17 protein-coding genes are annotated in these 18,723 nt (G+C 73.3%); 3 read left to right on the plus strand and 14 right to left on the minus strand.

Annotated elements, in window-relative coordinates; translation table 11 throughout:
* Positions 1–6: 6 nt before the first annotated feature.
* Together C472_RS08225 and C472_RS08230 are read left to right on the plus strand one after the other, a co-directional pair.
* Positions 7–456, plus strand: a complete 450-nt coding sequence (locus C472_RS08225; RefSeq protein ID WP_006629357.1) for a DUF7346 family protein — start codon at positions 7–9, stop codon at positions 454–456.
* 66 nt (positions 457–522) lie between these two features.
* Positions 523–735, plus strand: coding sequence for a hypothetical protein (locus tag C472_RS08230; RefSeq protein WP_006629358.1), 213 nt, complete (start codon positions 523–525; stop codon positions 733–735).
* A gap of 144 nt (positions 736–879) precedes the next feature.
* Here C472_RS08230 and rad50 read toward each other — a convergent pair whose 3' ends face one another.
* The 4 genes from rad50 to C472_RS08250 form a co-directional block, all read right to left on the minus strand.
* A complete protein-coding gene (rad50, locus tag C472_RS08235; protein ID WP_006629359.1) occupies positions 880–3,573 on the minus strand; it encodes a DNA double-strand break repair ATPase Rad50 in 2,694 nt (897 codons plus the stop codon).
* Complete coding sequence (mre11, locus tag C472_RS08240) at positions 3,570–4,925, minus strand: DNA double-strand break repair protein Mre11 (protein ID WP_006629360.1); 1,356 nt, start codon at positions 4,923–4,925, stop codon at positions 3,570–3,572. The genes rad50 and mre11 overlap by 4 nt, the downstream gene beginning before the upstream one ends.
* Positions 4,922–5,293, minus strand: coding sequence for a hypothetical protein (locus tag C472_RS08245; protein ID WP_006629361.1), 372 nt, complete (start codon positions 5,291–5,293; stop codon positions 4,922–4,924). Before C472_RS08245 ends, mre11 begins: the two co-directional genes overlap by 4 nt.
* A gap of 96 nt (positions 5,294–5,389) precedes the next feature.
* Positions 5,390–5,653 (minus strand): helix-turn-helix domain-containing protein, encoded by a 264-nt coding sequence (locus tag C472_RS08250; protein ID WP_006629362.1) that lies wholly within the window; start codon positions 5,651–5,653, stop codon positions 5,390–5,392.
* 195 nt (positions 5,654–5,848) lie between these two features.
* Here C472_RS08250 and pan1 point away from each other — a divergent pair, with 195 nt between their 5' ends.
* Positions 5,849–7,066, plus strand: a complete 1,218-nt coding sequence (pan1, locus tag C472_RS08255; RefSeq protein WP_006629363.1) for a proteasome-activating nucleotidase Pan1 — start codon at positions 5,849–5,851, stop codon at positions 7,064–7,066.
* 66 nt (positions 7,067–7,132) lie between these two features.
* On the opposite strand, the gene C472_RS17995 is transcribed toward pan1, so the two are convergent.
* From C472_RS17995 to C472_RS08300, 10 genes are all read right to left on the minus strand, one after another.
* Complete coding sequence (locus tag C472_RS17995; protein WP_006629364.1) at positions 7,133–7,264, minus strand: hypothetical protein; 132 nt, start codon at positions 7,262–7,264, stop codon at positions 7,133–7,135.
* Positions 7,265–7,301: 37 nt separating this feature from the next.
* The gene (locus tag C472_RS08260; RefSeq protein WP_049906447.1) at positions 7,302–8,477 is read right to left on the minus strand and encodes a DHH family phosphoesterase; all 1,176 of its coding nucleotides are present in this window, start codon (positions 8,475–8,477) and stop codon (positions 7,302–7,304) included.
* Positions 8,478–8,600: 123 nt separating this feature from the next.
* The gene (locus C472_RS08265) at positions 8,601–9,503 is read right to left on the minus strand and encodes an NAD-dependent epimerase/dehydratase family protein (RefSeq protein ID WP_006629366.1); all 903 of its coding nucleotides are present in this window, start codon (positions 9,501–9,503) and stop codon (positions 8,601–8,603) included.
* Positions 9,500–9,952 carry a DUF5791 family protein gene (locus C472_RS08270; protein ID WP_006629367.1) on the minus strand — a complete coding sequence of 151 codons (453 nt, stop codon included), beginning with the start codon at positions 9,950–9,952 and terminating at the stop codon, positions 9,500–9,502. The genes C472_RS08265 and C472_RS08270 overlap by 4 nt, the downstream gene beginning before the upstream one ends.
* Positions 9,953–10,042: 90 nt before the next feature.
* Positions 10,043–13,258 carry a DUF7286 family protein gene (locus tag C472_RS08275; RefSeq protein WP_006629368.1) on the minus strand — a complete coding sequence of 1,072 codons (3,216 nt, stop codon included), beginning with the start codon at positions 13,256–13,258 and terminating at the stop codon, positions 10,043–10,045.
* Positions 13,252–13,893 carry a DUF7284 family protein gene (locus C472_RS08280; RefSeq protein ID WP_006629369.1) on the minus strand — a complete coding sequence of 214 codons (642 nt, stop codon included), beginning with the start codon at positions 13,891–13,893 and terminating at the stop codon, positions 13,252–13,254. The genes C472_RS08275 and C472_RS08280 overlap by 7 nt, the downstream gene beginning before the upstream one ends.
* Positions 13,884–14,345, minus strand: coding sequence for a DUF7285 family protein (locus C472_RS08285; protein WP_006629370.1), 462 nt, complete (start codon positions 14,343–14,345; stop codon positions 13,884–13,886). Before C472_RS08285 ends, C472_RS08280 begins: the two co-directional genes overlap by 10 nt.
* Positions 14,346–14,351: 6 nt before the next feature.
* A complete protein-coding gene (locus C472_RS08290) occupies positions 14,352–14,846 on the minus strand; it encodes a DUF7283 family protein (protein ID WP_006629371.1) in 495 nt (164 codons plus the stop codon).
* Positions 14,847–14,930: 84 nt separating this feature from the next.
* Entirely contained in the window at positions 14,931–16,724 is a 1,794-nt protein-coding gene (locus C472_RS08295) for a type II secretion system F family protein (RefSeq protein ID WP_006629372.1), read from the minus strand.
* Positions 16,721–18,700 (minus strand): ATPase, T2SS/T4P/T4SS family, encoded by a 1,980-nt coding sequence (locus tag C472_RS08300; protein ID WP_006629373.1) that lies wholly within the window; start codon positions 18,698–18,700, stop codon positions 16,721–16,723. The genes C472_RS08295 and C472_RS08300 overlap by 4 nt, the downstream gene beginning before the upstream one ends.
* Positions 18,701–18,723: the final 23 nt, after the last annotated feature.

The raw sequence follows: 18,723 nt of genomic DNA on the forward strand, positions 1-18,723 counted from the left end.
CCGACCATGCAGACGGTCCGCGACGACGACGGCGAGACGTACCTCCTCGTGAAACGCTCCGCCGAGTCGAGCCGGGTGCGCGACCCAAAAACCGGTGAGGAGCGGTACGTCGACAACGACGACCTCCGCGTCGTCGACGGCGAGTCGCCGCTCGCGACCGCCGCCTCGGGCGTCCCCGAGCCGGTCCGGCGGACGCTCGGTGCGGTCCGCGACGACCGGTCGCTCGGCCTGCTCGCGGTGGTCGTCGACGAGGGGCCGATCGCCGCGATCGACCTCCTCGACGCGGCCGACATGTGCGAGTCCGACCTCCACGGCGCGCTCTCCGAGTTCCGCGCCGCCGGACTGGTCGCGGAGGCCGAGGTCGCGCGCCGGCGCGGCTACGAGGCGACCCCGGTCGCGGTCGAGGCGATAGCGTCGCTCCGGGGCGACCGCGGTGGCGAGCGTGACGACGATTGAATCCGGCGGATCTGCGCGTTCGACGCCGACAGAAAGCACTTACCGCCCTTCCGGCTATCTCCGTTCATGACGCTTCGGCCGGATCGTCGCGTCACCGCCGGACTCCTCGCGGTCTGTTGCGGGCTCCTCTCTCCGCTCGTCTCGGAACGGGTCCTGGCCCATCGACTCGGACTGGCGGGACCGCCCGTGCTGTACGCGTCCGTCGGCCTCGCGGGAGTCGCCGCGGCGGGCGCGTTCCGGTACTCCTCGACCGGTTCGTGGCTGTATCTCTCTTTGTAAGGCGGGCTGGCCGTCGGCGGCGCTCTCGGCGCGTTCGTCTACGCGTTCAGCCTGACGCAGGCGTAGCCGCCGACGCCAACGGACCGACCCCGCCCGTACCCGGCCGGTCCGACCGGGAGTCGTCCCGTCCGCCGCGACGCCCGCTCAGTCGTCGGCGAGTTCCGCGACGCCGAGCTCCGCCGCGTCCTCCCGGCGAACGGTCGAGCGGTTCGAGCGCGGGTCCTTCTCGACGGTGACCAGTTCGTCGGCCGCGCCCACGAGCTCGTCGTCGTGGCTCACGATGACGATCTGGGCCACGCCGAAGCCGCGCATCTCCTCGACGAGCCGGACGAGCCGCGAGACGTGGCCGGAGTCGAGGAAGACGGTCGGCTCGTCGAGGATGAGCGGCGGGGTCGGGGCCGCCCCCTCGATGCCCTCCGAGAGCAGCCGGTAGATCGCACAGCGCAGCGAGAGGTTGAACAGGGCTCGCTCGCCGCCGGAGAGCTGCTCCGGGTCGAGCGGCTCGCCGTCCTTCTGGTAGACCGTGAGGACGTACTCGCCGTCGAGCTCGATGTGCGAGTAGGCGTCGTTGCCGTACACCAGTTCGAACGTCTCGTTCAGGGTGCGCTCCAGCTCGGTGACGTTGCGCTGGCGGAGCTCCGCGCGCAGGTCGCCGTACATCGACTCCAGCTCGCTCGTCTCGTCGTGGAGGGCTTCGAGCGCCCCGACTCGGTCGCCGAGCGCCTCGCGTTCCTCGCGGAGCTCCGACAGCTCGCGGAGCTCGCCTTTCACGCCCCCGATCGCGTTCTGGAGTTCGGTCCGTCGCTCGTCGAGGCGGTCGAGTTCTTCGGCGACCTCTTCGAGGTACCGTTCGGCGTCCTGCTTCCGCTCTCTCGCCGCCTCGACCGCGGACTCGTCGACCGCGTCGGCGAGCTCGTCGCGGCGCTCGCGCTTGTCCGCGAGCCGGTCGCGCCGCTCGTCGTTCACCTCCTTCAGGTTCTCGCGCTTCTCGCGCCGGCGCTCGATCTCGTCTTCCGCGTCGGCGATCGCCGCGCGCCGCTCTTCGACCGCAGTCACCGCCTCGCGGGCGTCGCCAACCGCCGACAGCGACGCCTCAAGCTTCTCGACCCGCTCCGCAGCCGCCTCTGCCTCCTCGCGCTTCTCCGCGGCGACCTCGCGGGTCCCCTCGGCCTCCTCGCGGAGGTCGGCGGCGCGCTCGCGCTTCTCCGCCGCCGCCTCGCGCTTCCGCTCCGCCGCCTCGCGCTTCTCCGCCGCCCGGTCCCCGAGGGTCTCGACCGCCTCGTCGATCTCGTCGAGCCGGTCGGCGGCGCTCGCAAGCTCGTCGAGCTCCGCGATCCGCTCGTCGAGGGCCGCCTCGCGCTCGCGGGCCTCCTCCAGCTCCGCCTCCAGCTCCGCGACGCCCTCGCGGTCCTCGTCGATCCCGCTCGCGTGCGGCGAGTCCTCGACCGGCTGCCCGCACTCGGGGCACTTCCCCGCCGCGAGCAGTTCCTCGGCCTCCGCGACGCGCTCGCGGGCGTTCTTCAGCTCCGTCGACAGCTCCGCGACCCGCTCGCGGACCTCGCCGCGCTCGTCGCGCAGCGCCTCCCGCTTCCCGTCGACACCGTCGCGGTCGACGTCGGCGTCGGCCGCCGCGAACCGCTCGCGCAGCGCCTCCGCCTCGTCGGTCAGTTCCTCGATCGACGACTCCCGGTCGTCGGCCGCCTCCTCGGCCGCCTCGGCCTCGTCGGCGAGGTCGTCGGCCTCGGACTCGATCTCGCCGGCCCGTTCGACGCGGTCGTCGGCCTTCCCGGCGAGGTTCGTCGCCTGATTGCGGAGCGCCTCGGCGTTCACCCGCTCCTCGTCGAGGTCGTCGCGGATCTCGGCCTCCCGGTCGTCGAGATTGGCGCGCCGCTCGGCGATCGCCGCCTCGCTCGCCGCGCCGAGGCCGGCGTCGTCGAGCCGCTCGCCGATCGCGGCCTCGATCTCCTCGATCCGCTCGCGGGTCTCGCGGATCGCGTCGCGGTGGTCGTCGCGCTCGCGCTCGGCGCTCCGGATCGACGCCTCGATCTCGTCGATCTCCGACTCGACCGCCTCCAGCTTCTCGCGCTTCTCGGCGTACGTCGACAGCGTCTCCGCGGCGGCCTCGCGCGTCTCCTTCGCCTGCTCCCGCTGGGTCTCGTAGCGCTCGATCTCCTCGGTCACATCGCCGAGTTCGCTCTCCAGTTCGTTGAGCCGGCCGTGGAGGTCCCGGTCCTCCTTCGCGGCGATCTGCTCGTCGAGCTGGTCGAGCCGCCCGCGCCGGTTCTCCAGCACGTCTTCGACGCCGAGCCGGGCGTCGCCGGCGCGCTCGCGGTACTCCTCTAGCTTCCCAAGTTGGAGCAGGTCGTCGATCGTGTCCTGTCGCTCCCGCGGGGTGGCGTTGATCAGCTTGTTCACCTCCCCCTGCCGGACGTACGCGCAGTTGACGAACGCCTCGGCGTCCATCCGCAACAGCTCCGTGACGAACTCGCGGACCGCCCGCGCGCCGTCGCGTGTCACGTCGCTCCCGTCGGTCGATTCGAGCGTACACTGGTGGTCGATCCGGCCGTCGTAGGACTTGAGCCGTCGCTCGACGCGGTAGGGGACGCCGTCGTGGGTGAACCACAGTTCGACCTCGGTCTCCTCCTCGCCGTTCGTGATGACGTCTTCGAGGGTGCCGTCGAGCGCCTTCGAGCCGTACAGCGCGAAGAAGCAGCCCTCCAACAGCGAGGACTTCCCGCTGCCGTTGAGCCCGTGGATGACGGTGACGCCCTCGGTCAGTCGCAGGTCGGCGTCGCCGTACGGCTTGAAGTTGACGAGCCGGACGCGGTCGAACTTCACAGGTAGTCCTCCATTGAGACCTGTCCGTCGGTCGACGCCGGGTCAGGGGCCGACTCGTCGGTATCTGATTCGCCGGTATGCGGTTCGTCGGCGTTTGCTTCGTCCGAAGCGTCGCTCTCGTCGTTTCCGCCGTCGCCGTCGGGCTCCTGCTCCGCTTCGTCGCCGTTGGCTTCCTCCTCTCTTCCACCGACCTCGTCCGTCTCGGTGTCCGGACCGACGGGGTCGAACGCGTCGAGATCAGCCTCTTCGTCGAGCCGCTCCTCGACCCGGCGTTTCACCGTCTCGCGGACGTTGGCGTCGGGGACGGTGTCCGAGCGGACCGCCGACTCGACGTCGCGCGCGGCGGTCGAAAGCGACATCTCGTCCAGCCGGTCGCGGACGGCGTCCTCGGGGTCCGCGAAGCTCACGTCCACATCGCCGTCGGTCTCGACGTCGCGGCGGTCGACGACGCGCGGGACCAGCGCTCCCCGCTCGGTCGCGAACTCCTCGATCGCCGCCGGCGTCACCGGGTCGCCCTCGCCGGTGATCTCCACGTGGACGACCGCGTCCGTGAGGTCGTACTCGCGAACGCGCTCGCGGACTCGGGACTCGCCTTCCCCCTCGCGGAGTTCGACCTCGACGAAGACGAAGGGGCGCGTGTCGAGCGCGCGACGCCGGACCTCGACGACGTCGTCGCCGCCGGCCGCGTCCCCGTCGAAGACGACGAGGTTGTAGCCGCGCCCCTCGCGCTCGTCCGCGCTCGCGCGCTCGGTCGACCCCGGATACGTGACCCACGTGCCAGCGACCTCGGCGGTGTCCGGCGTGTGGTTGTCGCCGAGCAGCATCGCGTCGAAGTCCACGTCGCTCTCGGTCAGCACGGTCTCGGTGTCCCAGTCGGCGTAGCCGAACGGCTCGAAGAGGCCGTGCGCGACGAGGGCGGCGTACTCGGCGTCGTGGTCGGCGAACGCGTAGTCGAGGTCGTCGCGCCGCGAGACGGGGACGTGGTCGAGCCCGTAGAAGGCGGTGTCGCCCGCGACGACCGGCTCGTCGCCCAGCCGGGTGGCGAGGCCGAGCCGCTCGAAGAGGTCGAGCCACTGCCCGCCCCGGGTCGACTCGTGGTTGCCGACGACCGCGAGGAAGGGGACTCCGGCGTCGTCGAGCCGGCGGAGGACGGAGATGGTCCCCATGAGGTCCCGTAGCTCCGGTCGGCGGTCGTGGAAGAGGTCGCCCGCGTGGACGACGGCGTCGACGCCGTCGTCGACCGCGTCGTCGACCACGGCCTCGAACGCGTCGAGGAAGTCCTGCCGTCTGACCGGCGAGTGGTACTGCGAGTACCCGATGTGGGTGTCGCCGGTGTGGATCACCCGTGTCATCTGTCCGCGTTTTGGCCGGTGTCCGGCTTAGGGATTCCGGGGCCGGGGCGGAAGTGGTCGCCGGCGTCGGTCGCGACCCCTCCGTCGCCGGTTCCCTCCGCTTCCGTGGCGGCCCGCCGGAACTCCCGGTATGCGTCGAGCGCCGCTCGGCCCCGTTCGGCGGCGTCGGCGTCGCCCGCGCCCTCGGCGGTGTCGACCGCGTCCGCGAGCCGGTCGAGACCGCCGGAGTCGACGAACCCCGCCGCGCGCCGCAGGTCGGTTCGCGCGACGTCGGCCTCCTCGATCACGGCGGCGTACGGTCGCCTCGCGGTGTCTGTGCGGGTCGCGAGCGCGGCCAACGCGCGCTTGACGGCGGTAGTCGAGACCACGGGACGACTGGCGCGGTATCGGTGATAAACCGTCGCTCGCCCGGCATCCGACCGGGCGAGGCTCGACAGACCGGACGGCCAGCGCGGCCCGTCGGATCAGACGGAGAGCGAGTACAGCCGCTTGCGCGCGTCGGTGAACGAGAATCGGGAGTCGACGACGCCCTCGTCCTCGAGCCGCGACAGCGCGTACCGAACGGTTCGCGGCGGGAGCAGCGTCTCCTCCGCCAGCTCGCTCTGGGTGAGCGTGTCGTTGTAGTCCAGCACCTTCGCGACTAGCTTCGCGCTCGGCGGCAGGTCGCGAACGGCGGCCCAGCGGTCCGCGGTCCCGTCGTCAGCGGTGACGGCATCGGTCGTGCTCATGCGTGGTTCGATCGTTGGGATGCCGCATGATAATATTTACTATCCGCTGAGATTACTGTAAGACATTAATACGGCGGAGGTGACCGAGGCTATCGGCGGTGCGCTCCCGCGCAGTCCGGCGTCGACGCCGGCGAAACGGGCCGTGTCGTTCCCCCACCCGAAGCCTCTTATCCGCGAGACGCCTTCATAAACACAATGAGCGACACGGTCGATGACGTCGACATGCCCTACGACGAGGGCTCGGCGTCGAAACAGGAGAAGATCGACTCCTTACAGGAGCGGCTCGACGTCTTAGAGTCGCAGAACGAGGAGATGCGCGACAAGCTCCTCGACGCCAACGCGGAGAACAACAAGTACCAGCAGAAGCTCGAACGGCTCACCCACGAGAACAAGAAGCTGAAACAGTCCCCGCTGTTCGTGGCGACGGTCCAGGAGATCACGCCCGACGGCGCGGTGATCAAACAGCACGGGAACAACCAGGAGGCGCTCACCGAGATCACCGACGAGCTGCGCGAGAAGCTCGACCCCGACGACCGCGTCGCGGTCAACAACTCGCTGTCGGTCGTCAAGAAACTGGAGAAGGAGACCGACGTCCGCGCCCGCGTGATGCAGGTCGAGCACTCACCGGACGTCACCTACGCCGACATCGGCGGCCTCGAAGACCAGATGCAGGAGGTCCGCGAGACCGTCGAGATGCCGCTCGAACACCCCGACATGTTCGAGGACGTCGGCATCCAGCCCCCGAGCGGCGTGCTGCTGTACGGCCCGCCCGGGACGGGCAAGACGATGCTCGCGAAGGCGGTCGCCAACGAGACGGACGCGACGTTCATCAAGATGGCCGGCTCGGAGCTGGTCCACAAGTTCATCGGGGAGGGCGCGAAGCTCGTCCGTGACCTCTTCGAGGTCGCGCGCGAGAACCAGCCCGCCGTCCTCTTCATCGACGAGATCGACGCGATCGCCTCGAAGCGGACCGACTCGAAGACCTCGGGCGACGCCGAGGTCCAGCGGACGATGATGCAGCTGCTCTCGGAAATGGACGGCTTCGACGAGCGGGGCGAGGTCCGGATCATCGCCGCGACCAACCGCTTCGACATGCTCGACCCCGCCATCCTCCGGCCGGGCCGCTTCGACCGCCTCATCGAGGTGCCCAAGCCGGAGACCGCGGGCCGCGAGATCATCTTCCAGATCCACACGCGCAACATGAACCTCGCCGACGGAGTCGACTTCGGCGAGCTCGCCGAGCTGACCCCCGAGGCCTCCGGGGCCGACATCAAGGCGATCTGTACGGAGGCCGGGATGTTCGCCATCCGCGACGACCGCACGGAGGTCACGCTCGACGACTTCCTCGAAGCCCACGAGAAGCTCCAACAGGACGAGGAGTCGAACGCCGACGACTCGCTGGCGTTCGCCTGATCGGCCCAGCCGGCCGCTCTCGACGCCGTCTCCAGTTCTCACGCCGTTTTGCCCCGAGAGCTCCCGCTACAGCGCCGCGACCGCCAGGTACGGCGCGACGAAGAACAGGAGGAACACCAGCCCGACCGCGAGCGCGTAGCCGGCCCCCACGCCGACGAGCGCCAGCCAGCCGTCGTCGACCGCGTCAGCAACACTCATAATCCACCCACCGCGGCCCGGGACTTATAATTCGCGCTCACACGTCGCCGGCCATCGCCCGGAACAGGCCGTCGGCGAGCGCGTCGCGGTCGACGGTCGTCGACTCGCCCTCTCCCGTCGGATCGATCTCCGGCTCGATCGTTCCGCCGCCCATCCGAGAGTGTCCGCCCCCGTTCCCGTTGTCGACGTCGTCCAACACCGCCGCTATCGCGTTGCCCATGTGGACCCTGTCGTCGCGCGACCGCCCCGAGAGGTGGACGGTCCCGTCCCGCTCGCCGATCACCACGACCGCGCTGACCCCCTCCAGCTGGATCAGCTCGTCCGCGGCCTGCGGGATCGCGTCGACGTTGTTCACGCCGCCGACGTCGGCGACCCCGAACGACCCCTCAACACGCCGCCCCGCGATGGCGCGGGCCTTCACCTCCAGCACCTCCGCGTCGACCGCGGGGTTCGCGATCCGGTCGAGCCGGTCCTGGTCGACGCCGGGGTAGAGGTACGCGGCCGCCGCGAAGTCCGGCTCGCTGGCCCCCACGGTGAGGTGTTTCGTGTCCGACAGTATCCCGTACAGCAGTCCCGTCGCGGTGTCGGTCGACAGCGTCAGGTCGCTCGCCGTCTCGCTCGCGTGTTTGTCGGGCGGCACGGGGACCGCGTCGTTGTCCTGAAAGTACTCGGCGACGACCGACGCGCTCGCGCCGTAGTCGGTCCGCACGTCGGTGAACGACTCGCCCGCGCCGTCGCCCGGGTGGTGGTCGACGACCGCGATCGGCAACACGCCGTCGGCCCCGGCGAACCCCCGCGGCTCGTTGTGATCGACCAGGACGACCGACTCCGCCGCGAGGTCGCTCACGTGTTCGATCGGCTCCAGTTCGAGGTCGAGGACGGTCCGGAACGCGCGGTTCTCCTGATGACGGATCTGTCCGGGGTACTGGACGGTCGCGTCGACGTCGACCTGGTCGGCGAGGGAGGCCACCCCGACGGCGGCCGACATCGCGTCGGGGTCCGGGTTCGGGTGCATCAGCACCGTGATATCCTCCTCGTCGGCCAACAGCCGTCGGAACCTGACGCCCGGCGTCCGACGGGCGCGGAACACGACGACGGCGACCGCGACGGCGATTAGGGCGACGATCGCCAGCCCGACGGCGATCTCCGGGTTCTCCCGGAGCACGGCTCGCGCCCGCGAGAACCCGTCACCGGCCGCGCTCATCGCTCGCATGGGTTGTAGCCACTCGCCCCCGACACATGAACCTTCGTTGCCGTTCCGACGGACTGGAAGCGACGGAACCGAACGCGATCGGGTGGCCCAGGGGCCGCGTGGCCCCCGACCCGCGGAGTCGCGCTACTCGGTCGCGGCCCGGAACGCGCGCACGGCCTCCCGGTACCCCGACCGGAACGTCGGATGGACGAACTCGTAGCCGAGGTCGCGGAGCAGCGCGTTCGAACACCGCTTGCTCGTTCGGATCCGACGCTCCGCGGGCGCGGAGAGGTCCCCGGCCGCGATCCGCTCGTCCTTCGACAGCTTCTCCGGACGCGCCACGTCGCAGGCGTCCGCGAGCCAGTCGGCGAACGCGTGTTTGTCGACAGGTTCGTCGTCGACGACGAGGACGGCGCGGTCGCGCGCGCGGTCCGCCTCCAACAGGTGCCGGATCGACCCCGCCGCGTCGTCGCGGTGGACCATGTTCAGGTAGCCGGCGGTCACCGGCCCCTCCACGTACCGTTCCAGCCTGTACCGGTCCGGGCCGTACAGCCCCGCGAACCGAACGACGGTCCCGTCGATCCCTGCGTCTCCGGCGCGCTCCGTCGCGATCCGTTCGGCCTCGGCGAGGACGCGCGTCTTCTCCGTGGCGGGCTCGACCGGCGTCTCCTCGTCGACCCACCCGCCGTCGTGGTCGCCGTACACGCCGGTCGAGGAGGTGTACACCAGCCTGTCCGGCGGTGACGCCCGCGAGCCGTACTCGTCGACGACGTTCGCCAGTCCGTCGACGTACACGTCCCGCGCCGCGTCCGCGCCGCGACCGCCGGAACTGGCCGCGAAGACGACCGCGTCCGCGTCCGGCAGGGCGGCCAGCGACTCCGGCTCGGTCGCGTCCGCGCGGACGGCCTCGACGTCGGGGCCGACGGCAGAGACCGCGTCGAGGCCGGCGTCGGACCGCCGGACGCCGGTCACCGCGTGGCCGCGGGAGTCGAGCTGGTCCGAAAGCGCCAGTCCGACGTAGCCGCAGCCGACGACGACGACCTTCATGGCTTCCGGCGTTCGATCACCGCGAGTATCTCCGCGAGCTGTCCGAGCGTCATCGCGGTCCGCCCCTCCAGCGCCTGCTGTACCTCCTGTCCGGTGAGGTCGGCGTCGATCTTCGCGGCGATCGCGTCGACGTCGAGGACGGCGGTCGCCATCCCCATCAGCAGGTGGTCGCGAATTTCCGCGACCATCGCGTTGGCGTCGCGGTCCCCGTCGGCCGTCGCGAGGACGGCCGCGGCGTCCGCGACCGACATCCCATCGACCTCTCCGTCGCGGACGGCGGTCGCGTCCGCCTCGCTCAGCCCGGCCTCGCCGACGAGCCGGTCGACCTCCACGCTCGCCGCCGCCTCCGTCACTATCGACTCGAACGCGTCGAGCAGGTCCGCCGCCGTCGGCTCGTCGGCGTCGACGGAATCGAACCCGGACCCGTTCTCGACGACCTCGTGGAACATGGTTCCACTCCGTCGCGGCGTCTCAAAACGCCTGCGGTCGGACTCGTTCCGGCCGTTCCGCGTCTCGGCCTCCCGGTCACACTCCGCCGCTCACCCCTCCGTACACTCGTCAGCTTCCGACGGCGACGCGGTCAGCGGTCCCGGGCACGGCCAGCCGCCGGACGCCTCATCGCGCGTCCCGTCGACGTCGCCGACGCCCGGCGGGCCCGCCGGGACGGCCACGGCGACGACCGTGCGCGTCTCGAATGCGACGGGTTCTGTGGTGCCGAGCGCGACGGACTCGCCGCCCACGTCGACCCGGACCTCGCCCGCCTCCCTGACGTACTCGAACGGACGCCCGGGCGTGCCGACGTCCGCCCGGAGCGCGAACCGCGGGTACTCGCCTCGTACCTGAACGTTCCACGCGTTGACCGTCGCCACCCAGTACCCCGGAACCGGCGCGACCGGCAGCCCGGCCCCGACGGTCCGAACGGGCTTCGGAACGCGGTCGTCCGGTACCGACGCCACTCCCTCCTTCGCGCGGGCCTCGATCGCCGATTCGACCTCGTCCCGTCGGATCTTCCGGGACGCGGCCGTGGTCGAATCGACGAAGCGAGCGGGGATCCGGACCGCGTCGCGCCCCGCCGCCGTCCGCGTCTCCACGCGGAGGTGCGCCGCGAGTCCGATCCGTTCGGCCCTCGACAGCGATCCGACCCCGGCCGCCTCCCTCGCGACCCGGTCCGGGTACTCGCCCTCACCGACCGCGACCGCCCTGTCGCCGAGCGAGTCGTATTCCGAGGCGGCGCGTTCCAACACTGTGCGGCGCTGTTCGCGCGAGAGGTCGGTCCGGTCCGCGAGCCGCGCCGCCAGCGCGTCGTCGACGCGCCGCAGCGACTCCTCGATCCGCCCGGCGAGCGCGCGCCGGTCCGCGCGCAGGTCGTCGCTGTCGGCCGCGGCGAGCGCCTCGTCCGCGGCGAGGAGCGACCGCCCGGCGACGTCGGGGCGGACCGTGTCGTCGGTGCCGAGGATCCGGTCGGCGATCCCGCCGGACACGTCGCTGTACGGGAGCGTGACGTAGTTCACGTTCCGCGTCGCGAGCGGTCGCGTCGTCGTGCAGTCGACGCCCGCGACGCGCTCGCCGTCGACCGCCGTCCGCGGGAGGTACCCGGGCGACCCCTCCGGGGCGAACGTGACCTCGCCGCCCGGCCCCCCGTCGCCGACCGCGTAGGTCCCGGGGTCGCGGGCGGCCTCGCGGCTGGCGATCACCTCGCCCACCGACGGGCCGCCGAACGCGTCGTTCACCCGGTCGAGCACGCCGTCGGCCGCCTCCTCTCGGTCCTCGGCGGCCGCCTCTAACTCCTCGATCACGGCGTCGAGGTACGCGGTCCGGGCGGCGACCCGACCCCGGTCGACTGCCCCGTCGTACCGCGACGGCGCGTCCCGGAGCGCGTCGCGCCGCTCGCGCACGGTCGCGGCGAGGTCCCGGTACGGGGTCGACTCGCCGACCGCGGCGTCGGTCATCGACGCTTCGGTCTCCAGACCGCGGACGCGCTCCGACAGCGACGAGACATCGGACGCGATCCGGTCGAGGTCCGCGTCGGACCGCACCCCGTACACGACGGCCGTTCGCCGCTCGTCCCCGCCCTCGACGGCGTCGCGCGCGAACCGATCGACGCCGCCGGCCGTCTCGACGTTCAACTCGGCGGCCGCGGCGGCCGGGGCGTCTGCGAGGTCCGGCCCGTCGACACCCCGGCCGCCGCCGAACGTCGCCGTCGGTCTGTCGGGCGCGCCGTCCCGCGGCGCGTACGTCCCGGTCAGCGAGACCCGGACGCGGTACCGGTCCGTCGCCTCGTCGCGCGTCACGGTGCGGTCGACGTTCACGTTCTGGACCGTTCCGTTCGGTCCGCGCTCGACGATCCGCCGCTCCCACGTCGCCGTCGCCGCGCGCTCGACGACGACCTCCCGCGTTGCCTCCCCGAACGGCACCGATTCGCCGGCCGACACCGTTTCCCCGTCGGCCCCCGGTTCGAGACCGCTGCCGTCCGCGACGCGGACCCGCTCCGTCCGCGATCCGTCGACCCGCCGCCAGGGTTCGTCGCGAAGCGAACGCGGGCGCGCCGGCGTCACCGGCCCCCCGTCGCGGATCCGAGTCGTCTCCGTCTCCGCGCTCGCCTCGACGCGGTGGCTCTGCCGCACGATCCCGTCGAGGTCGTCGTGGATCTTGGTCGCGGCGCGGTCGGCCGCGTGGCCGACTTCGACCGACGCGCTCCGCTCCGCCGGCTCCGCCGACGGCTCGAACGCCGCGTCCTCGCTCGGGTTCCGATCCCCGTCCGCCGCCGCATCCGCCCCGTCGCCTCCCCTCGTCGGTGTCGGCGCGCCGAGGACGGCGTCCGTCCAGGAGGCCTCGTGGACGCCGGTCGGCGACAGCAGGTCCGTCACGCCCGTTCGGGCGGTTGCGCGGGCGACGCCGCCGCGCGCGTCGGGGTCGCTGGCACCGAACACGTCGCGCTGGACGCGGACGATACCGGCGTTCGTCGCCAGCTCGACGTGGCGGTTCGCGACGACGTTCTCGACGGGCGCGCCAGCGTACTGCCCGTACCCGCGTGCCCACGCCATCGCGTAGAGGCTCGCCGTGAGCTGTCGACCGAGTCCCGCCCCCTCGACGGGGCCGCGGTCGAGGCGCGTCTCGAACCGCTCCGTCCGCTCGTGAGCGGCCAGCGTCGGCACGGCGACCGTGACGGTCCGCGGTCGGGTCCTGCTCACGACGGTGCGGCCGTCTCGGGTCGCGGTCGTCGCGACGCCCTCGAAGGTCACCCGCACCGCGGTTCCGTTCGCGACCGGTTCGACTCGGACGCGCTCCCGAGCGGCGACGAGGTCGTCGGCCGACTCGACCCCCGGCAGCGAGGCGTCCGCCTCGACCCCGCCGACGTCGCTCTCGACCGCGTTCAGCGCCTCCGTTCCGGCGAGCGCGAGCCGTATCCGGAACGCGTCCTCGAAGGCCGAGCGCTCCCGAACGGCCCGGGACACCGGTCCAGATCTGTCCGGCGCGCGCGTCACGGGCTCCGCCGCCGCGTCGTGGGCCGCCTCCCGAGCCGCGCTCCTGAGCGCGGCGGTGGCGTCGGCGTCGACTCGCTCGACGGCCCGCTCGACGCGGCGGTCCTCGCCGACCAGCCCCTGATCGGCGAGTCCGGCGGCGTACGCCGAACTCGTCACGAGCAGCAGCACGCCGACGAGCGCGAAGGGAACCCGCGCCCGCTCGTCGACGACGAACGTCCGCTGGCGTCGACCGCGCGACCGATCGCCGCGGTGGCTCCCCACGCTCACCACCTCCGAACGACGATCCGAACGACGCCCTCTGACGACCGGACACCGTCTCGATCCCGGCCGACAGCAGTCGGTATCGGCTGTCTGACGACGGCGAGAGTGACGTCCGCGTTCCGCGGCGGCTCGGGGCCGACGGCGACCGCGTCCGAGCGCTCGTTCGACTTCCCCTCCGATACCCGTCCGTCGGCCGCCCATCCCGGAACCGCGGTGTCGGCGATCGGACGCGGGAACGACCCACGCTCCACCCACGCGGGACGGGGCGCGTCGCGCGACGAGAGCGCTGGAGGGCCGCCCGCGTCCCGCTCGCCGCCCCTTTCCACTGTCACGTCGACCCGCGTCCGCGGATCGAGCCCCGCGCGAACGGTCTCGGTGACTCGGCGGTCGAACGCGTCCTCCGCGTCCCGCTCGGCAACCAACGCGAGCAGTTCCGCCCGGGTCGCGTGGACGCGTCGCGTTCCGTTCGGCGCGTCGGAATCAGCGTACGTCACGCTCGCGGTCTCGGTGACCAGCCGGTCCGCCGCGTCGCTCGCGCCCGGGCCGTCGGGGCCGCCGGCGTCGCTCGCTCCGAGCGCGACGACGCTCGCGGAGACACAGAGCAGCAGGACGGTCACATCGAGGACGGTGCTAGTCACCGCCACACCACCGCTCGGAGCGTTCCGCGGACGTTCCTCCCGGGCCCCACTCGGACGGTCACCCGCCGCTCCGCGACCGCGACCGCCCCCGGCGACCGGACTCCGGGCGGTCCCGGTGCGTCGGGGCCCGACGCGGCCAGCCAGCGCTCGCCGTTCGCCTCCAGTTCGACCGCGGTCGCCGTCCCCGGGGCCTCGACCCGTCGCAACCGGTCGGGGTCGACGACGCCGCCGACGGTCACCGCGCGCTCAACGCGGTCGAGCGCCGCGTCCGCGGACTGCCGGGACCGATCGGGCGCGGCGTCGTCGAGCGCCCCGGCGTACAGCCCCAGGGCGAGCCCGACGACGACCACCGCGACGAGCCCGGCGACCGGTTCGACGGCCGCCCGGTCGGCGGCGGAGAAGGGGGCGGTCGGTCTGTCGGTGGCCTCCGACGCGCTCGGGAGAAGGTCTCGAGACACGCGGGATCACCCGACGAGCGTGACGCGGACCTCACCGTAGTGGACCCGTCGCACCGTGACCCGGTCCGGAGCCGGGACCCATCCCGGGTCGGTCGCTCGCGCGCGCTCGGCCGCCGCCGCGAACGCCGCCGGATCGTCGAACGCGGCGTCGGGGGGGACGCCGTCGAGCACCCGACGGAGTCGCGCGTCCGTCGTCGCGTTCGCGGTCGCTCCCGACCGTACCACCGGCGTGATCCGCGGGGCGTCGAGCGTCGCCCGCGCCGTTCCCCGGTCGTCGCCGAGCGAGACGGAACCGTCCGTAAGCCGGAGCCGGTCCGCCGTGATTCCGTGTTCGGCCGTCGCAGGGTACTCCCCGTCGGCCACCGAGTCGACCGTGCGCGCGACGCCGCCGGCGTCGGGCGGCGGCGAGGCCGGGAACGCCGCGGCCACGCCGGCGGTCGCGACGCTCACGACGGCCAAGCCGAGCCACGCGTACGTGGCGTCGAGGTGCGTCTCGAACATGGGGCGGCTGGCCGCGGCTTCGCATATAAATGATCGCCGGACGCGCGTGCGTTCTGCCGCCGCCCCGCTCCCGGTGTCTCCCGCTCAAAACAGGAGTCCGGCACCGGCGAACGCGACGAGGAACGTCGCGGTGGCGGTCGGCAGCGCGATCCCGACCCGGTAGGCCACGAGCGTCCGGTCGAACCCGCGCTCCAACCCGGTCGCCAGCCCGGTGAGCAGCGCGGCGAGCAGCAGCACATACGTTCCCACGATCCGTCCGAGGACCGGGACCGACAGCGCCCCCCCGCCTGTCGCGCCGCCTCCACCCGCCGCCGTCCCGGCTCCCGCCGCCGTCGCTCCGCCGGACGCGCTCAGACCGCCGCCGAGGGCGTCCGCGCCGGCCGCCGCGCCGGCACCGAGGCTGCCGACGTCGGCGGCGTCGATCCCGGTCGCGAGCGCGACGGTCGCCCCGCCCACGAGCGGCGCGAACACCGCCGCCGTGTTCGAGAGCGTCCCGGTCACAGTCGCCAGCTGACGGCGGGCGTCGCGTTCGAGCTCCCGGAGTGACTCAAGCTGGTCCGCGAGCTCCAACAGGACGTCGCCGGCGGGGCGACCCTCCCGCGCGGCGACGGCGAGCAGCGCGATCGCACCGTGGAGCCGGGGCGACGGGACCGCCGCCGCCGGTCCGCCCCGCCCGAGGAACGCCTCGCGGACGCTCACCCGAAGGGTGTCGGTGCGCCGCCCGGCGCGCTCGAACACGTCGCCGGTCGCGCCGTCAAGCCGCTCGCCGGCGTTCGCGACCGCGGTCTCGACGGCGACGCCCTCGGCCACGTCGCCGCCGATCACGGTCATCGCGTCCGGGAGCCCGCGTTCGATCTCGCGGACGTCCGATAGCACCGCCCGGCGGGGCTGTGCGAGGACGAAGAGCGCGGACCCGACCCCGACGCCGACCCCGGCGACCGGCCACGCCCACGGCGCGACCGCGCGCGCGGCGACGACGGCCGCCACAGCGCCGAGGGCGCAGCCGACGAGAAGCGCGCGCCCCCGCCGGTTCGGCACGTCGGGGTGGTCGCGGCCGATCCGCGGCGGCGGGAACGCGACGGGACGGCGCGAGAGCAGCCACGCCGAGGCGGCCACCAGCCCTCCGGGGAGCGCGACGAGGTACAGGCCGGCGACGACTCCGGGTCCGATCGCGACGCCGGCGGCAGCGCCGGCCGGCAGCAGCGCGATGAGCGCCAGCGGCAGCAGCACGCCGAAGGCGTACAGCGCGGAGACCGGTCCCCGAACCGCCCCGACGAACTCCGCGAGCCGGTCCGTTGTCCCCGACAGCGTCGCGTCGAGCGCGCGGTCAAGACACCGCCCGCGGCGTTCCGGCGGCGCGGTCGCCGCGGTTCGCACGAGCGCGGCGGCGCGGTCGATCGCCGGGAACCAGGGCCGCCACTCCCGGGCGAACGCCTGAAGGCCGCTCGTCGGTCCGTCGGCGCTCCCGCGTTCGTGCCGGGACAGCGCCGCGGCCAGCGGCCCGTCGCCGGTCCGGGCGGCGAACCCCACCGCGCGCTCCGTCGAGGGGTCGAGCCGCATCCGCAACACCAGCCGTCCGACGAGCCCCGGGGCAGCGCCGAGCGCGCGCGTCCGCCGGAGCGACGCGAGCCACACCGGCGCTCGGTGGACCGCGTGGACCCCGCCGACGGCGGCGGCCAGCCCCGCCGGTCCGGCCGCGACCGCGCCGGCGACGGCCCCCGCGACGACCGTGACGACGAGGCCGACGGCGACCCCGACTCGGTACCCGATGTCGACGACGCGCTCCGCGGTGACGTCCCACCCGAGGAACGCGATCGCCCGCCGGAGCTCCGCCGACGCGGTCGAGTCGTCCGCGCCCCCCGACCCGCTCTCGATCATTCGCGCCCTCCGTTGCATCCGCCCGTCGCACCTTCGAGCGCATCGTTACCGACGTACCGCTTCGGTGCGGTTCGCCCCGCCCGGACCGCCTCTCGAATCCGGTCCGTCCGGCGGTCGACGGCCTCTAGAACCGCCGCGTACGACTCGTCCGATCCGGCCAGCCCGTCCATCAGGCGGCTCTCACCGCGGTCGACCCGCCCCGTTCCGACGAGTCCCCGGTCGGTCCGCTCGAACAGCGGATCGAAGCTCACGCCGCCGTCGCGGTCGCCGACCTCGACGATCGACTCGACGCGGTGGGAGTCGAGGACGGTGATCAGGTCGGTCGCGGCGAACGACGAGCGAGCGACGCCGAGGTCGGTGACGACGCGCTCCTCGACCGCTTCCGGGTCCTCGCCGTGGATCGTCCCGAGCACCGTCTCCCCGGCGGCACCCACGCGCATCGCCTCGTACAGCGCCTGCGCCTCCTCGCCGCGGACCTCGCCGACGGCGATCGCGCCGCCACCCATGCGGAGCGCCGTCCGGACCGCGTCCGCCGGCGCGAGCTCCGCGCCGTCCCCGACGCGGAGGCGCTGGACGTCCCGCCCCCCGTCGGCGAGCGCCCCGACGGGGAGTTCCGGCGTGTCCTCGATCGCGATCGCCCGCGTCTCCGCGGGGAGCTCCCACAGCAGCGACCCGAGCGCGGTCGTCTTCCCGGCCGCCCGCCCCCCGGCGATCAGGCCCGTCACGCCGCGCTCGACGGCGACCGACAACAGCCCGGCCGCCGCGGGCGTGAGCGTGTCGACGGACACGAGCCGGGCGAGCGTCCACGCCTCCGGGTCGCCGCGCCGAAAGGTGAACGAGAGCCCGTCGCTGGCCGGGTCCGTGGCCGCGGCGACCCTGACCCGCCCGGTCTCCGACTCGATCGTCGCGTCGAGGGTCGGCGTCGCCCGCGAGAAGGCGCGCCCGCTCGCCCGCCGGAGCCGCGACGCCAGCGTGGCGGCCCCCTCCGGCGGGAGTCGCACGTTCGTCCGGCACCGGTCGCCGTCGAGGACCACCCGAAGCGGATTCTCGGCGACCGGCGCGGTCACCGTCGCGTCGCTCACTCGCTCGTCGGCGAAGACGTGTTCGAACGCGCCGTAGCCGTGCGTGTGTCGCCGCAGTATCTCCGTGAGATCCGCGACCGGGGCGTCGCCGTCCGCGGCCGCCCGCACCGCCCGCCCCGGTGCCCTGTCCCCCCCGGCGGGGTCGTCGAGCAGCCGGTCCCGCGCGGCGGCCAGCGTGGCCACGTCGTCGGCGTCTAGGTCGACGGTCGGCGGCGTGAGGTGATAGGTGTCGAGCGCGTCGTCGCCCTCGTAGCGCCGGACCGTCGCCCCGGTCGGGACGGTCCACCTGTCGACCAGCGTCGCGCCCGGCGGCGGCGCGGCCGCGACGCGCGCGGTCGCGGCTGTCGGCCCGACGTGCGCGCGGAGGACGTCTTTTAGGCGGGGGCCCTCACCGGACTCGTCGGCATTTCCCGCGAGCGCCTCGGCCGCCGCCGACAGCCCCGTCTCGGCCGCGATCCGCTTCGCGGCTCCCGCACGCCCCGCCGCCTCCCTCGCCGCGCCGAGCGGGTCCCGGGCCACGCGGTCGGCGAGCCGCTCCTCGTGGAACCCGATCCGCTCCCGGAACTGTCCCGCCGCGACCAAGAGATCCGCCGCAGCGTCCGCATAGGACCGTTCTCGTCCCCGATAACGGGTTCGAACCACGTCGGCGTCGCGGTCGGTCAGCGCCTCGACGACGGCCGCGAGACAGGCCGGACTCGCGGCCAGGTCGCCCCGCCCGGGACAGTCGTCCGCGTCGACGTCGAGGACCACCCGGTCCTTCACGCCCGTCCCGACCGGTTCGCGAAACGTCGGCTCGCAGCGACACTCGTCGGCGTCCTCGTCGACCCACGGAAGCGCCCGCAGCGGCGTCTCTCCGGCAGCGTCGGCGACCCGCGCGGTGAGACCGAAGTTCATGCCGGGCGTGGCCGCGGCATCAG

The organism is Halorubrum tebenquichense DSM 14210 (assembly GCF_000337415.1).
Lineage (GTDB): Archaea > Halobacteriota > Halobacteria > Halobacteriales > Haloferacaceae > Halorubrum > Halorubrum tebenquichense.

Coding starts and splice junctions, on each gene's coding strand:
- C472_RS08300 (WP_006629373.1), bottom strand. CDS start 18,700: ATGAACTTCGGTCTCACCGCGCGGGTCGCCGACGCTGCCGGAGAGACG.
- C472_RS08295 (WP_006629372.1), bottom strand. CDS start 16,724: ATGATCGAGAGCGGGTCGGGGGGCGCGGACGACTCGACCGCGTCGGCG.
- C472_RS08250 (WP_006629362.1), bottom strand. CDS start 5,653: ATGAGCACGACCGATGCCGTCACCGCTGACGACGGGACCGCGGACCGC.
- C472_RS08225 (WP_006629357.1), top strand. CDS start 7: ATGCAGACGGTCCGCGACGACGACGGCGAGACGTACCTCCTCGTGAAA.
- C472_RS08290 (WP_006629371.1), bottom strand. CDS start 14,846: ATGTTCGAGACGCACCTCGACGCCACGTACGCGTGGCTCGGCTTGGCC.
- C472_RS08270 (WP_006629367.1), bottom strand. CDS start 9,952: ATGTTCCACGAGGTCGTCGAGAACGGGTCCGGGTTCGATTCCGTCGAC.
- C472_RS08230 (WP_006629358.1), top strand. CDS start 523: ATGACGCTTCGGCCGGATCGTCGCGTCACCGCCGGACTCCTCGCGGTC.
- C472_RS08265 (WP_006629366.1), bottom strand. CDS start 9,503: ATGAAGGTCGTCGTCGTCGGCTGCGGCTACGTCGGACTGGCGCTTTCG.
- C472_RS17995 (WP_006629364.1), bottom strand. CDS start 7,264: ATGAGTGTTGCTGACGCGGTCGACGACGGCTGGCTGGCGCTCGTCGGC.
- mre11 (WP_006629360.1), bottom strand. CDS start 4,925: ATGACACGGGTGATCCACACCGGCGACACCCACATCGGGTACTCGCAG.
- pan1 (WP_006629363.1), top strand. CDS start 5,849: ATGAGCGACACGGTCGATGACGTCGACATGCCCTACGACGAGGGCTCG.
- C472_RS08260 (WP_049906447.1), bottom strand. CDS start 8,477: ATGCGAGCGATGAGCGCGGCCGGTGACGGGTTCTCGCGGGCGCGAGCC.